Below are 13,426 nucleotides of genomic sequence, written 5' to 3' on the forward strand. Positions count from 1 at the left end.
TCACATGAATACCGCTACCCAAAAGATCGCCCTGGTCACCGGTGCCACCCGCGGCATCGGCCTGGAAACCGTCCGCCAGCTGGCCCAGGCCGGCGTGCATACGCTGCTGGCCGGGCGCAAGCGCGACGTCGCCGTGGCCGAGGCGCTGAAGCTGCAGGCCGAGGGCCTGCCGGTCGAGGCGATCCAGCTCGACGTGGGCGATGCCGCCAGCATCGCCGCCGCCGTGCAGACCGTGACCGAGCGTCACGGCCGCCTGGACATCCTGGTCAACAACGCCGGCATCCTGCTCGACGACCCCAAGCTGGCGCCGTCGGCACAGACCCTGCAGACCTGGCGCGATACCTTCGACACCAACGTGTTCGCAGTGATCGCCGTTACCCAGGCCTTCCTGCCGCTGCTCAACGCCTCGCCAGCCGGCCGCATCGTCAACGTGTCCAGCATCCTGGGCTCGCTGACCCTGCACAGCCAGCCCGGCTCGCCGATCTACGGTTTCGCGGTGCCGGCCTACAACGCGTCCAAGACCGCGGTGAATGCCTGGACCGTGCAGCTGGCGTACGAGCTGCGCGAGAGCACCACCAAGGTCAACACCGTGCATCCGGGTTATGTCAAAACCGATATGAACGGTGGCGAGGGCGAGATCGAAATCAGCGAAGGCGCGCGTTCCAGCGTCGGCATGGCGCTGATCGATGCCGACGGCCCGAACGGCAGCTTCACCTACCTCGGCGAGGTGCTGCCATGGTGATCCGCCTGTTGACCGTGGCCGTGACCAGCGCGCTGCTGGCCGGCTGCGTCAGCGTCGGCCCCAACTACCAGGCGCCACCGGCCCAGCCGGTGACCCTGCAGGGCGCCGCCGCGCCGGTGTTCACCACCACCTCGCCGGTGGCGAGCTGGTGGGCCCAGTTCGATGACCCGGTGCTGGAGCAGCTGGTGCATGACGCACTGGGCACCAACCTGGACCTGCGCATCGCGATGTCGCGTGTGCGTGAGGCCCGCGCGGTGTTCGTCGAGCAGCGCCTGGACCAGTTGCCGCACGTCACCAGCGGGGGCAGCTACGACCGGCGCAAGCAGCCGGATGCAACCGTCGGTGGCGAGCGCGTCTTCAGCGAGACCTACCAGCTCGGCTTCGATGCCGGCTGGGAACTGGATCTGTTCGGCCGCCAGCGCCGTGCCGCCGAAGCGGCGCGCGCGGACCTGGGTGCCGAGCAGGACAACCTCGCCGATGCACAGGTCACCGTCGCCGCCGAAGTGGCCCGCAACTACTTCGAGCTGCGCGGTACCCAGAAGCGCATCGCGGTGGCCAAGCGCACCCTGGTCAATCTGCGCGACACCCAGAAGCTCACCGAAACCCGGTGGGAACTGGGCGCCGGCAGCGAGCTGGACGTGCAGAGCAGCCGTGCCCGACTGAAGGCGATCGAGGCCGACATCCCGCTGCTGGAAGTGGCCGAAGTGCAGTCACGTCATCGTCTGGCGGTATTGCTGGGCCAGCGCCCGGACGCGCTGGACAACCTGCTGCAGCCGCGCGAGATGCGGCCGTACGCCAAGGCGTTGCCGCTGGGTGACACCACCGATCTGCTGCGTCAGCGTGCCGACGTGCGCGTGGCCGAGCGCCGCCTGGCAGCGGCGACCGCGCGCGTTGGCGTGGCCACGGCCGATCTGTTCCCGCGGATCAGCCTGAGCGGCTTCGTCGGCTTCCTGTCCGGCGATGCCAGTGGGCTGGTCAACGGCAACAACAAGGCATGGTCGGTGACCCCGTCGATCAGCTGGGCCGCGTTCGATTTCGGTACGGTGAAAGCCCGTCTGCGCGCGAGCAAGGCGCAGGCCGACGGTGCCGCGGCCGAGTACGAAAAGGCCGTGCTGCTGGCACTGGAAGACACCGAGAACGCACTGACGCGTTACGCCAAGCAGCAGGCCCGCCTGGCGATCGTCGCCGAGCAGGCCCAGGCGGCAGGGCGTGCCGAGGAGTTGGCGCAGATCCGCTTCCGCGAGGGCTCGGAAGACTTCCTGACCCTGCTGGATGCACAGCGCACGCAGCTTGCCGCGGATGACGCGCTGGCCGAGGCCGAATCCACGGTGAACGTCAGCGTGGTCGGTGTGTACAAGGCCTTGGGTGGCTGGGGCCAGCAGCAGGACGCGGCCAATACCCCGGTGGCGGTTACCCAGCGCTGACCGCAGCGCCGGTGACGACCCCGCTATCGCACCGCCATCGCGGCGGTGTGATGCCGCTGGACGGCCCCCGGCCTTCCAGCGGACAGGCGCTTACCTGCCTGCGGCAGCAGCCTTTGCACCGAAACGCAGCTCGGCCTGGACCGGATAATGGTCCGACGGCAACACGCCACCGGGTTTCTGGTCCAGCGTGCTGAAGCGGTCCACGCTGAAGCCGCGCACCAGGATCCAGTCCAGTTCCACCGTGGGCTTTCCGGTGAAATCGTGGAAGGTCAGGCGCGGGCCGTCGACCCTGCCGGCCAGCGTGCGTGCATCGCCCAGCGCGGCGGTGAACGCCTTGTAGGTGTCGCTGCCGGGCTCACTGTTGAAATCGCCGGTGACCACCACCGGAATGTCCTTGGGCAGCGCCGCCAGGCGCGAGACGATCAATTTCGCACCGAGCACGCGACGCGGCTCATCCTCATCGCGGTAGGGCAGGTGGGTGTTGAACAGATAGAAGCGCTGGCCATCGGCCTGCCGCTGGAACAGCGCCCAGGTCACCATGCGCGGGAACAGGTTGCCCCAGGTGATGCTGCCCGGCACGTCCGGCGTATCGGACAACCAGAAGTCCCCCGATTCCAGCACTTTCAGGCGCGCCGTGTCGTACAGCACGCCCATGTGTTCGTCGCCGTGGCCGCCGCGGCGGTCCTTGCCGAACAGCGCATACCCGGGCAGGTGCTCAACCAGGTACGCGCCCTGTTTCTGCACCAGTTCCTGCGTGCCGATCACTTCTGGCTTCTGCTCACGGATCAGCGTGACCATCGCATCGCGGCGGTCTTCCCAGCGCTTGCCGGGGTCGGTATCGGCCGGCGTGCGGACGTTGAAGGACATCACCTTCAACGCAGCCGGTGCCTGCGCCCAGGCGGTACCCAGCGGGGCCGCGAACATCATCAGGGCCAGCAACGCGGGCCGATGGAAACGAGACAGCATGTGGAATCCCTCCATTCCATGAAAACGTTCCCAGAGGGTCGCATGGAAGGGCGGGGCAAGGCTATGCGCGACATGGCGGTTGATCGGGGCAGGCTTGGTCAGGCGTTGGGGAATGTGCGCCAATACGCTTGTAGACGCTGCGGCACTCCGCTTGAATGACGCTACGCCTTGCTGGAGATCGATGTGACCCGTTCGCCTGTTACCGTGCCGCCCGCCGGCCACCCCGATGTGTCCCTGCGCTGGTTGCAGCCCGAAGACGCGCACGCGTGGTACGCGGTGCTGCGGCTGCCGGAGGTGACCGCCCAGACCAGCTGGTCGCTGGCCTCCGCCGAGGATCTGAAGCCCATCCTCGCTGCCTGCGGCCAGGATGCATCCGCCTCCCAGGTGCGGCTGGCCATCGTCGACACCGAGGGTGCGTTGGCGGGCAGCATCGGTTTCCACATCATCAACTCGCAGCATGGCACGGCCGAGATCGCCTACGAACTTGCACCGCACTACTGGCGACGGGGCATCGCCAGTGCCGTGTGCAATGAAGTGGTCGCGTGGGCCTGGCAGCGGTTCGGCTGGCAGCGGATCCAGGCGTCGGTGCTGGATACCAATGCCGCCTCGGCAGGCGTGCTGCGCCGGTGTGGCTTCGACCTGGAAGGCCGCCTGCGCCGTTACCGCCGGGTCGCCGGCGTGTCGCGTGATTTCGACGTCTACTCCCGACTCGCGGAGCCCTCCGCCGAGGTGCTCAGTTCGACAGCAGGATGATCCCGAGCGTGAGGTTGATCAGCGCGCCCAGCACCAGCACCCACGCCGTGGAGAGGATCGTATTGAGCCAGGAGCGCTGCAGTGCGACCTTCAACCAGCGGGCCTGCACCGTGGCGTACCAGAGCGCGGCGATCACGCCGACGATGATGCCGAGCACGGTCGACAGCTCGCCCGGCAGCCGCACGAACACCATGCTGGTGGACAGCGTCACCGCGAAGGGCGCGGTCAGGTAGCACTGCATGAAAAACGGCCGGCGCAGCGACTCGCGGGTCAGCGCCACGTGTTTGCGCCGCAGCAGGTGCGTGGTGGTCACCAGGGGCCAGATCGCGAAAGTGATCGAGCGGTACAGCAGCAGGCTTTCCTCATTGCCGAAGACCGAGCGCGACAGCGCCCCGGTGCCGACGATCTGCTGGTGCAGCATCAGCTCGACCCCGTGCGCGACCAGCACCGCCAGCATCAGGAACATCGGCGGACTGATCGCATCGTCGAATTGATGCTCCAGTTTTTCCTTCAGCTCGGTGTCCACGTACTGCGCCATCCGCCGCGGATGCACGATCACCCGATACAGCGTGCGCGGGAAGAACAGGAACCAGGTACACAGTTCGTAGAGAAACTCTTCCAGCGACCGCAGCAGTTTGAGGAAGTCCATGCTCAGCGGATGGCGACCGTCAGGCTGTGCGGCGCTTTTTCGCCACGGCGGGCCTGCGCGCGCATCTGGTAGACCTGCACGACATAGGTGCCGGTGGCCGGCAAGGTACCGCTCCAGCGCCGCTTCTCATCGTTGCTGCCCAGCGCCTCACCCTGGGCGGGTACCACGCCGGGGGCGAATACGTTGAAGTTGGCATTCGGGCTGCCATCGATCGTCACCGCCATGGTCTGGCCGGCGCGCGCCGCGATCGTGTAACGGACGGTGTCATAGCCGGACAGCGTGCCGCGCAGCGTGGCGCTGCTGGCACCTTTGGTGAAGTGCACGGGCGTGGTGGTGACCTTGTCCGCCGCGGTGGCCAGCATCGGTGTCACGGCGAGCAGGGTGGTCAACAGCAGTGAACGGAGCAGTGTCATGGCAGGTCCTCGGTGGCCCGGCAGGGGCGTGTCGTGCCGAGCATGATCGCGCGCCGATCAAGGGATTGTGGATGTTCCGTGGCTGGATTCCCCAGCACCGCCCAGGGTTACCGGCTACCATGCGCGCATGAGCATCCCCGTACCGGACAGCAGCGTGCCACGACTGCTGGGTTTCGACGTCCCGACACTGCAGACCCGTGTCGATCATGGTGCGGACGAAGCCATCGTGGCGATGCTCGATGTCATTCCCGATGCGCACTGGTTGAAACTGTTCGACGAGCGCGTCGCCGCGCTCAAGGGCGAGCTCGGCCTGGCCGGCGTCGAACTGGACGGCACCTCGATCCTGTTTTTCGGCTCCATCGCCGACAGCCGCCGCCTGGCGTCCGCCGTATCGGCACTGATCAATGCCATCAACATGGAAGTGGCCGGGCACAACGAGCCCTTCCAGCCGCCCGCGCCGTAGGCGGTCAGGAATCGATGCGGCAGGGGCGCAGCCGCAGCGTAGTGCTCTTCCCGGCTGACCCGGTGGCCGGGTAGGGGGACGGGCAGCTGCCGCGGATTTCGGTCACCCACATCACCATCATCCCGACGATACGGTTGGCATCGGTCGGCCACCGCGCGACCAGCCGATCGTGGATCTGGTCGTATACCGCCCAACGCTGGGCGGCCGACCGGCCGCCTGTCCAGCACTGTTCCAGCTCGGCGTGTGCCTGCCGAAACGCCTCTTTCTGTCCGTCCATAGCCATCCCCGACACCGTGCGGACCGGACAGACGTGCCTGCCCGGGTGAGCCCCCCTGCCATCGGACAAACGCGAATGGACGGGCCGGGCGGCCACGTCCGGGCGGCGCACCGATGCGCCATCCGCAGGCTGAACACCCGACCAGGAGAGGGTTCTTAACAAAACAGGACATCCTGTATAGTTACGACCCCGCCCGATCCGTTTGCGCCCCATGACCCCGACCAAGACCCAGCGCTGGAGCCTGCTCCTCACCGTCGCCGCCGGCCTGCTGCTGATCACGCTCGACAACTCGGTGCTCTACACCGCCTTGCCGACCCTGACCGCCGAACTCGGCGCCACACCGATGCAGGGCCTGTGGATCATCAACGCCTACCCGCTGGTGATGGCGGGCCTGCTGCTGGGGGCGGGCACCCTGGGGGACCGCCTGGGTCATCGCCGGATGTTCCTGATCGGCCTGGTGATCTTCGGCATCGCCTCGCTGCTGGCCGCGTTCGCCCCGGATGCCAACCTGCTGATCGGGGCCCGCGCGCTGCTTGCGGTGGGTGCTGCGGCGATGATGCCGGCCACCCTGGCGCTGATCAGCCTGACCTTCGAAGACGAGCGCGAGCGCAACCTGGCGATCGCGGTATGGGGCTGCATCTCCATCATCGGCAGTGCCATCGGCCCGATCGTCGGCGGCGTGCTGTTGGCGCACTTCTGGTGGGGCTCGGTGTTCCTGATCAACGTGCCGATCGTGCTGCTGGCCCTGATGGGTGCGGTGCTGTTCGCGCCGCACGGCACGCCCGATGCGAGCAGGCCGTGGGACATGATCTCCTCGCTGCTCAGCCTGGTGGCCTTGTCCGGCCTGGTGGTGGCGATCAAGGAAATCGCGCATGCACCGCCGAACTGGCCGCTCGCCGGTGCGGCCGCGCTGATCTTCGTTGTCGGCCTGGTGCTGTTCCTGCGTCGCCAGCACCGCCTGCCATACCCGATGCTCGACGTCGCCATCTTCCGCAACGCGCCGTTCCTGGCCGGCGTGCTCTCGGCCGCGTTCGCGATGTTTGCCATCGCGGGCCTGCAGTTGCTGACCACCCAGCGTTTCCAGCTGGTGGCCGATTACACGCCGCTGCAGGCCGGTCTGCTGGTGTCGGTGATCGCGCTCGGCTGCCTGCCCAGCGCGATGTTCGGCGGTGCGTTCCTGCACCGCGTCGGGCTGCTGCCCTTGATCACCGGCGGCCTAGGCGTCGGCACCGCGGGCGTGCTGCTGGTGGCGATGACCTTCGGCAGCGACGTGGGCTGGACCGTTGCCGGGCTGCTGCTGACCGGGTTGGGCATGGGCGCGACCATTTCCGTCGCCTCCACCGCGATCATCGGCAACGTGCCGCCGCACCGCGCCGGCATGGCGTCGTCGGTGGAGGAGGTCTCCTACGAGTTCGGCAGCCTGTTCGCGGTTTCGCTGCTGGGCAGCCTGATCGCCGCGCTGTACTCGGCCACCGTGTCGCTGCCGGACAGCGTGGATGCCGGTGCGGGTGAGAGCATCCAGCAGGCGTTCGCGCTGGCGGCCCGGCCGGGCGCTGACGCGGGGTGGCTCACTGCCGCCGCCAGCGCCTACGACGCAAGCTATGTTTGGGTACTGTATGTGATCGCCGCCGTGCTGCTGGTCGGCACCGTCGTCACCGGCGTGCTGCTGCGCCGCCATGGCCCCGGCACGGCCACCACCGTCTCCCACGCCCACTGAGCCCATGCGCCCGAGCAACCGAACCAACATCCTCGATGCCGCCGTCCGCGTGATCGAACGCGACGGCATCACTGCGCTCACCTTCGAAGCGGTCGCCACCGAATCCGGCATCGCCAGGGGCGGGTTGCTGTACCACTTCCCCTCGCGTGACGCGCTGCTGCAGGGCATCCACCAGCACCTGGCCAGCGTGTGGGAAGCGAGCATGATCGATGCGGCCGGCAAGCCGGCCGAGGCCGCGGGGAGGGCGGAGCGTTACCAGGCCTACGCACTCACCTGTGCGCAGACTGCCAGCCGGGCCGAGCTGCAGCTGATGTTCGATGCGGCCGCCACCGACGACAACATGCAGCCTTGGACCACGGTGGTGGAGCGCTGGTCGCCGCCTACGCCGCAGGACCTGAGCGACCCGGCCGCGCTGGACCTGTTCATCGCTAAGCTCGCCGCCGACGGCATGTGGGTGTTCGAAGCGCTGTCGCGCTCGCGGCTGGCACCCGAGGTGCGGCAGGCCATCGCCGACCGGCTGGCGCAGACGATCGCGGCCGCCTCGACGACAGCGTGATGCCCCCCATGCGGGTAACCTTGGCGGTTCACTTCTTGAATGACGGGTCCGCCTGATGGATTACCAGCTTGTGATCAAGTTCTGGCGCAAGTCGCTGGACGATGAGGCCTTCCTGCCGACGCTGGAGGCTGAGCTGACCGCCGCGCTCGGCAAGACCGCGACGCTGGATGGCTATGACGTCAGCGCGAAAGAGATCAACCTTTTCATGTTCACCGCGGATCCGCGCCCGACATTCCGGAAGACCAAGGATGTGCTGGAGAGGTTGGGAGTGCTGCACAGTGTGTCTGCGGCGTACCGGCTGGTGGGCGGCGCGCAGTTCACCTCGGTGTGGCCGCTGCGGATGGCGCGGAAGTTTACGTTGCCGTGAGGGGCTCCTGTCGGTCAGGGCGTTCCCGTCACTCCGGTTGATTCGCTTCCGGTTCGCTGGCGGCTATGCTCGCTGCTTTCCATCGATGGATCGCTGTATGCGCCTGTTCGTGCTGTTCTTGTTGCTGCTTACCGGGTTCGTTGCACCCTCGCTGGCCGCTGAGCTGGCCTCGTCCGCACCCAGCTCGCCGCTGGTCATCGGTGAAACGTTCACGGTGCAGTCGAAGGTGCTGGGTGAGACCCGCCGCATCAACGTGTACCGTCCGCGGCCATGGGGACTGGACCCGAAAGCGCCGCTTCCGGTGATCTACATGCCCGACGGCGGCATCGAGGAGGATTTCCTGCACGTGGCGGGCCTGGTGCAGGTGCTGTCCGGCAATGGCAGCATCCGTCCCTTCCTCCTGGTCGGCATCGAGAACACCGAGCGTCGCCGTGATATGACCGGCCCCAGTAGCGATCCCGAGGACAGGAAAATCGCCCCGCGCATCGCTGGGTCAGCTGCGTACCGTGCGTTCCTGCGCGATGAGCTGATGCCGGAAGTGCGCCAGCGCTATGCGACCACCGACGAGCGGGCACTGATCGGAGAATCGCTGGCGGGTCTGTTCGTGGTGGAGACGCTGCTGCAGGAACCCACGCTGTTCAGCAGCTATATCGCGCTCGACCCCAGCCTGTGGTGGAACCGGGGGCAGTTGCTGGCTGATGCACCGAAGCAACTGGCGGCCGCCCGCCAGGCGGAGCCGCGGGTGTTCCTGGCCAGCAGCGGTCAGCCGCAACTGGCGGCCACCACGCTGCAGTTCTCGGCGCTGCTGCAGCAGGCTTCGCCCTCGCTGTTGGTGAAGTACCAGCCGATGCCGGACGAGACCCACGCCACGATCTATCACCCGGCGGCCCTGCAGGCGTTGCGTACGATGTTTCCGGCGCCAGCGTCTGCCTCGCCATAAGCAGTGGCCTGGCACCGGACAACAAAAAAGCCGGAACCCCTTGTTTGACGGGAGGTTCCGGCTTTCTGTGGTCCTTGTGGGACCGTCTAATGGTGGAGGTGGGCTCTACCTTAGTCGCCCGGCCGAGCCTTACGCGGCAAGGGGCGGCGCGCCGGAATCTGGGTCTGTACCCCCAGCCGTACCCCCACTTTCGTTGGCATGATCTCGCTCCGAAACGCGCTCCGAAATCCAGGCCTCGACCTCGCATTCCACCCACCGAACCGAGCTCCCCAAGGTGACCGGTTTCGGGAAGGTTCCGACCGAAATGCGCGAATAGAGGGTCGATTTGCACAGGCCGACCCGGTCTTGTACCTCGGCTCTGCGGAGCAGGCGGCGAGCGGTGAGCGGTGAGCGGTGAGCGGTGAGCGGTGAGCGGTGAGCGGTGAGCGGTTGCACGTTACTGGTCTTTGCCGCAGCGCGCGGCTGAATCATTGCAGGAGTTCGGGAGGGGCGGCTTGCCGACCGGGCTGCGACCGTGACCTTCAGCGCCTCGGCCATGTCGGCGGTCAAATGGTGCAAGGCCAGACCGCGCGCCTCCCATGCGCGGACCGTGGTCGGGCCGGCAGATTGCAGGTCGATCCCGCTCATGCTGGCCAGATCATGGCCGGTGCGATGGATCGCGTCACTGAAGGTTAGTAGAGGGTCGTCAATCACGGACGGCCTCCGTGGCAGAATGGCGGCCAGTCGACACCGAGGTAGGGCGATGAGTTGGTGGAACGCCATCAGCACCTGCTGGCCCCCTGGGCAGGGTGGCTGCGTAGTGTGGTGGCATGCTTGGGCCGCGGTAGGGACCATAAGCGCTGCGATCGCAGCCGTGTGGCTCGGAACGAAGCCCATTATCGCAAGGCGCCGCCATGCGATCGCCGTGACCAGAATTGCCCACATTCGTCTCGAAATCCAGTTGCTTCATCTGGGCGCTAGTGCTGCAGTTGCGAAGGCGGCGACAAGTGTGAGTGATCACAATGTCGCGAAGGTAAATGCTGAGCAGATCGATTCGAAGCCGCTTGCGGATCTCATTCCGTACTTTGACGTGATGCCGAAAGATCTGAGCGTTGCGATCGGCAAATGCGTTGCGGAAATAGAAATCCTCCGCTCCATGCTCGCGCGCGTTCAATTCAGAACACCGGGGGGAATTCTGATCCCGTCTAACCTCGCTGCTATTCTCAATCGGGGAGTCAGCGCGATGTGGGATGTCCGTCGGCAGCTGCAGAGTTACCTTGGGGAGCCGGCCCAAGATCTGCACGGGGCGATTGATCTCATGGCGCAGAACCTTAAGACGCTGGGAAAGCTGTCTGAGCTGAATCCCGGTCAGACCGAGGAAGAACTGCGAACGACGTTGATCGGGCGGATTCCATAGCCCTGCGCTGATTCGGTCGAGTTGGAAGTTGATGCGCCCTCGTCCATCAGAAATCTAGTGATAATCCGCCAGCCGGCTTCACGGGCCCGCGCCAGCCCTCGCCAACTCGCGCCAGTGCAGCATCCTGTAGTTGATGTCGATCACGACCTCGTCGACCAGCTCTGTGGCGGGCAGGGCCAGTTCGAGTTCACCCCGGTTGGCGCCAGTGATGGTTGGAAGCGGATCATCCTTGCGGTGGGCGCGGTGGGTGCCGTGCTGCGTGACGGGCAGAGCGAACGATGCGAGCCATCCCCAGGATATGCCGGAGATTGCGGTGGACGGGGGCATCCCGGATGAGCCGCGGTGGGTAGACCGCGCTCTGGCGTCGATGGCGCGGCAGTACCAGCTCCGGCCGCTGATCGTGCGGACCGAATTCACGGTGTCGGCCAGCCAGGCCGTGAAGGCGCGGATGGTGGCCGAGCAGTACGGTGGCAGCCTGACGTTGAGGTTATATCGCTACGAGCTGAGCCGTGCCCAAGACTTGGTGCGCGGCAAGGCTGCCGCATAACCTATGGGGCAAAGAATGGATGTCTTCGTAGCGGCGGTGGCGGTTTTTGTTGCGGTACTCGCGTGGCGGTCCCAACAGCGGCACGACAAGCTCTCCGTTCGACCGCTCGCCGCGATCCTTCACAATGATCTCAATCGAAGGATCGTGGTGACCCTTGCCAACCACGGTACCGGCCCTCTGATTATTGAGACGCTACGGATCGTATCGGAAGGGAAGGAGGTCGGAAAAAGTCTTCGCGAGCGATGCGATGACTGGCTGCGCTTGGAGTGGTTCGTTGGAGCAGTCGATGGGAGATCGATCCCTGTGGGCGGGGACATTGACCTGCTGATCTATTCAGATGAATCCATTTCCGATCGCGAGCATCTGCGCGGGCTACTTTCGGTTCTGGAAATCCATGTCGTGTACAGGGACATCTACAACGAACTCCAGGAGCCTTACAAGCGAAGTTTGGATTGGTTCGTCAGGGAGGGCCACCCAAAGGGTTGACAGTGACGTCACTAGATGGGCTGATTCTGCAACTTTCAATAATTGTTCCTGAAGCCCCCGGCCCTGCGCTGGGGCTTTTGCGTTTCCGGGATACCTACACCGATCGACCACCCTGCGACCAGGCTCATCATCCTCGCCGTGAGGCGACAGGGGCCGGCACAGCCATTCGTGGGCGAAAACTGGGCTGGGTCCATGACCCCGGGCAATGTGCCTATCCAGCGGTGGTGATCGGCCTTCTACGCCCGCGCACCCTTACCGGACACATTCGCAGAGCCGGCCGGGCTGCGGTGGCGGGCACCCATGCAGGAAAGGCCACGATGGCGCAGATCACACCCCAACAGGCTGGCGGCGTGAACATTGTGGCCTTCCTCGACATGCTCGCCTGGCCCGAAGGAGCCGACAACGGGCGGCAGGCGACCAAGGACCGCGGGTACGTCGTGACCGTCGGCGGGCAGCTCTTCAGCGGCTATGCCGATCAGGGTCTGGTCGTTGTGCCCTACGGAGACAGCAACTTCGCCCAGATGGGCGCTGCATATAACCTCGCTGCTGTGCGGTCCACGGCCACCATCCAGTTCCTCGACCGGACCAAGGACGTGAATGGTCTGCTGGCGAATCCGCCGTATGGAGCCGACGTTCTGGCGGCCTTGCCGGTGCACGACAACGGAGTTGGCGCGGAGGCGGTGCACGCGCTTCGGCATGATGTGGGAGCTGATCAGGGCAATGGAGTCGGCGTACGGCGGCCCGGTCACCATGCGTAACCGCAGCATCCCCGGAACCACCTCTGCCAACTCCACGTCAGGGCCAGGACAGCGTACGGCTGGGTGGGGCGGTAGCTGACGTAACCGACGGCGATCTGGTCATCATCGGTTTCGGGCAGAACGAACTCGGCCGGGTCACCACCCGCGCGAACGTCATCGCGATCTGCCAGACATTCCAAGCGGCTGGCGCCGCAGTGCTGGTGATGGGGTGCTTCCGCGCGAACGCCAACGATCTGCACACCGGCCACGCCAACGGAAACTGGCGATACACGCAACGTGCATTGCGCGAGGCTGCATATGCCTGCGGCGCAGCGAATGTGTCCACTGAGCTGCTGTACGACGATGCGGTGCCCGGGGCGCTTGGTGTTTCAGCCAATGACTTCAGTGTTGCGACCTTTGATGTTCACCCCGGACCCCATGAGCACCGCCTTCTGGGCACGCGCCTCGCATCGTGGCTGGAATAAAAATGGCGAGGCCGCGAGGCCTCGCCTTGGTGCTCACTCGCTCATCTTGCTGAGCTTGTCCTTGCATTCTTTGATCTCATCGTCCAGATCGTCGAGGCCGCCAGGACCTTCATTCAGGAGCGCGTCGCGCTCGTTGATGAGGTCTTCCTCTTCCTCTAAGTCATCTTCTTCGAGCTCCGCCAAACGCTTGGCGATTTCGTCGATGCGGTCATGGTTCTCCTGAACCCGCGCGGCGTATTGCGCCGGCGTGAGGGATGCCTGCAGCGTCGTCACACGTTTGATTTCCTGCTCCAAGAATTCGAGTTCAGCCAGCAGCTGCTCGCGCGTCTCGCCCATGTTCATCTTCTCCTGTTGGAATGGCCTAATGGGTGCTGGTCAGCGGTGATTCAAGGGGCCTAGATGGGTTCCAGAAGCCCGGGCCGGTTGTTCCTAGGCGTGTTCACCGCGCGACTGACGCGGTACGCCTCCATGGACGGGGCGCGCTGGCCAGCAATATCGCCATCGCATC

General features: G+C 65.7%; 20 protein-coding genes. 13 read left to right on the forward strand and 7 right to left on the reverse strand.

Features of this window, described 5'->3' with window-relative positions; all coding sequences use genetic code 11:
• The first annotated feature begins 4 nt into the window (after positions 1 to 4).
• Entirely contained in the window at positions 5 to 742 is a 738-nt protein-coding gene (locus tag ABE473_RS08485; RefSeq protein WP_346489145.1) for an SDR family oxidoreductase, read from the forward strand.
• Positions 736 to 2,166, forward strand: coding sequence for an efflux transporter outer membrane subunit (locus tag ABE473_RS08490; RefSeq protein ID WP_346489146.1), 1,431 nt, complete (start codon positions 736 to 738; stop codon positions 2,164 to 2,166). The genes ABE473_RS08485 and ABE473_RS08490 overlap by 7 nt, the downstream gene beginning before the upstream one ends.
• A gap of 90 nt (positions 2,167 to 2,256) precedes the next feature.
• Here ABE473_RS08490 and ABE473_RS08495 read toward each other — a convergent pair whose 3' ends face one another.
• Positions 2,257 to 3,132, reverse strand: coding sequence for an endonuclease/exonuclease/phosphatase family protein (locus ABE473_RS08495; protein WP_346489147.1), 876 nt, complete (start codon positions 3,130 to 3,132; stop codon positions 2,257 to 2,259).
• A 183-nt stretch (positions 3,133 to 3,315) separates the two neighbouring features.
• Here ABE473_RS08495 and ABE473_RS08500 point away from each other — a divergent pair, with 183 nt between their 5' ends.
• Positions 3,316 to 3,885 carry a GNAT family protein gene (locus tag ABE473_RS08500; RefSeq protein ID WP_346489148.1) on the forward strand — a complete coding sequence of 190 codons (570 nt, stop codon included), beginning with the start codon at positions 3,316 to 3,318 and terminating at the stop codon, positions 3,883 to 3,885.
• Here ABE473_RS08500 and ABE473_RS08505 read toward each other — a convergent pair.
• Complete coding sequence (locus ABE473_RS08505; protein WP_346489149.1) at positions 3,866 to 4,534, reverse strand: hypothetical protein; 669 nt, start codon at positions 4,532 to 4,534, stop codon at positions 3,866 to 3,868. The two genes, ABE473_RS08500 and ABE473_RS08505, sit on opposite strands and share 20 nt — an antisense overlap.
• 2 nt (positions 4,535 to 4,536) lie before the next feature.
• Entirely contained in the window at positions 4,537 to 4,947 is a 411-nt protein-coding gene (locus ABE473_RS08510) for a g-type lysozyme inhibitor (protein WP_346489150.1), read from the reverse strand.
• A 127-nt stretch (positions 4,948 to 5,074) separates the two neighbouring features.
• Here ABE473_RS08510 and ABE473_RS08515 point away from each other — a divergent pair, with 127 nt between their 5' ends.
• Entirely contained in the window at positions 5,075 to 5,410 is a 336-nt protein-coding gene (locus tag ABE473_RS08515; RefSeq protein ID WP_194243709.1) for a hypothetical protein, read from the forward strand.
• Positions 5,411 to 5,414: 4 nt separating this feature from the next.
• On the opposite strand, the gene ABE473_RS08520 is transcribed toward ABE473_RS08515, so the two are convergent.
• On the reverse strand, positions 5,415 to 5,693 hold the full coding sequence (locus ABE473_RS08520; RefSeq protein WP_346489151.1) for a hypothetical protein: 279 nt from the start codon (positions 5,691 to 5,693) through the stop codon (positions 5,415 to 5,417).
• 205 nt (positions 5,694 to 5,898) lie between these two features.
• Here ABE473_RS08520 and ABE473_RS08525 point away from each other — a divergent pair, with 205 nt between their 5' ends.
• The 4 genes from ABE473_RS08525 to ABE473_RS08540 all read left to right on the forward strand — a co-directional run bounded on the left by ABE473_RS08525 (position 5,899) and on the right by ABE473_RS08540 (position 9,267).
• Positions 5,899 to 7,404 (forward strand): MFS transporter, encoded by a 1,506-nt coding sequence (locus ABE473_RS08525; protein ID WP_346489152.1) that lies wholly within the window; start codon positions 5,899 to 5,901, stop codon positions 7,402 to 7,404.
• 4 nt (positions 7,405 to 7,408) lie between these two features.
• Complete coding sequence (locus ABE473_RS08530) at positions 7,409 to 7,960, forward strand: TetR/AcrR family transcriptional regulator (protein ID WP_346489153.1); 552 nt, start codon at positions 7,409 to 7,411, stop codon at positions 7,958 to 7,960.
• Positions 7,961 to 8,030: 70 nt separating this feature from the next.
• The gene (locus ABE473_RS08535; RefSeq protein ID WP_346489154.1) at positions 8,031 to 8,327 is read left to right on the forward strand and encodes a hypothetical protein; all 297 of its coding nucleotides are present in this window, start codon (positions 8,031 to 8,033) and stop codon (positions 8,325 to 8,327) included.
• 97 nt (positions 8,328 to 8,424) lie between these two features.
• A complete protein-coding gene (locus ABE473_RS08540) occupies positions 8,425 to 9,267 on the forward strand; it encodes an alpha/beta hydrolase-fold protein (protein WP_346489155.1) in 843 nt (280 codons plus the stop codon).
• A 129-nt stretch (positions 9,268 to 9,396) separates the two neighbouring features.
• Here the strand turns inward: ABE473_RS08540 and ABE473_RS08545 are convergent, their stop codons facing one another.
• Positions 9,397 to 9,960 carry an AlpA family phage regulatory protein gene (locus ABE473_RS08545; protein WP_346489156.1) on the reverse strand — a complete coding sequence of 188 codons (564 nt, stop codon included), beginning with the start codon at positions 9,958 to 9,960 and terminating at the stop codon, positions 9,397 to 9,399.
• 211 nt (positions 9,961 to 10,171) lie between these two features.
• On the opposite strand from ABE473_RS08545, the gene ABE473_RS08550 reads away from it, so the two are divergent.
• The gene (locus ABE473_RS08550) at positions 10,172 to 10,663 is read left to right on the forward strand and encodes a hypothetical protein (RefSeq protein WP_346489157.1); all 492 of its coding nucleotides are present in this window, start codon (positions 10,172 to 10,174) and stop codon (positions 10,661 to 10,663) included.
• 78 nt (positions 10,664 to 10,741) lie between these two features.
• Here the strand turns inward: ABE473_RS08550 and ABE473_RS08555 are convergent, their stop codons facing one another.
• On the reverse strand, positions 10,742 to 10,990 hold the full coding sequence (locus ABE473_RS08555; RefSeq protein WP_346489158.1) for a hypothetical protein: 249 nt from the start codon (positions 10,988 to 10,990) through the stop codon (positions 10,742 to 10,744).
• Here ABE473_RS08555 and ABE473_RS08560 point away from each other — a divergent pair.
• From ABE473_RS08560 to ABE473_RS08575, 4 genes are all read left to right on the forward strand, one after another.
• The gene (locus tag ABE473_RS08560) at positions 10,977 to 11,210 is read left to right on the forward strand and encodes a hypothetical protein (protein ID WP_346489159.1); all 234 of its coding nucleotides are present in this window, start codon (positions 10,977 to 10,979) and stop codon (positions 11,208 to 11,210) included. The genes ABE473_RS08555 and ABE473_RS08560 overlap by 14 nt on opposite strands.
• A 15-nt stretch (positions 11,211 to 11,225) precedes the next feature.
• Positions 11,226 to 11,696: a hypothetical protein gene (locus tag ABE473_RS08565; protein WP_346489160.1), complete on the forward strand. Its 471-nt coding sequence runs from the start codon at positions 11,226 to 11,228 to the stop codon at positions 11,694 to 11,696.
• Positions 11,697 to 12,013: 317 nt separating this feature from the next.
• Positions 12,014 to 12,454 (forward strand): lysozyme, encoded by a 441-nt coding sequence (locus ABE473_RS08570; RefSeq protein WP_346489161.1) that lies wholly within the window; start codon positions 12,014 to 12,016, stop codon positions 12,452 to 12,454.
• A 194-nt stretch (positions 12,455 to 12,648) separates the two neighbouring features.
• Positions 12,649 to 12,918, forward strand: coding sequence for a hypothetical protein (locus ABE473_RS08575; protein ID WP_346489162.1), 270 nt, complete (start codon positions 12,649 to 12,651; stop codon positions 12,916 to 12,918).
• A gap of 33 nt (positions 12,919 to 12,951) precedes the next feature.
• On the opposite strand, the gene ABE473_RS08580 is transcribed toward ABE473_RS08575, so the two are convergent.
• Positions 12,952 to 13,254 (reverse strand): hypothetical protein, encoded by a 303-nt coding sequence (locus ABE473_RS08580; RefSeq protein ID WP_346489163.1) that lies wholly within the window; start codon positions 13,252 to 13,254, stop codon positions 12,952 to 12,954.
• Between the last annotated feature and the right edge of the window lie 172 nt (positions 13,255 to 13,426).

It is taken from the genome of Stenotrophomonas sp. TWI700 (assembly GCF_039673645.1).
GTDB classification, from domain to species: Bacteria; Pseudomonadota; Gammaproteobacteria; order Xanthomonadales; family Xanthomonadaceae; genus Stenotrophomonas; species Stenotrophomonas maltophilia_AA.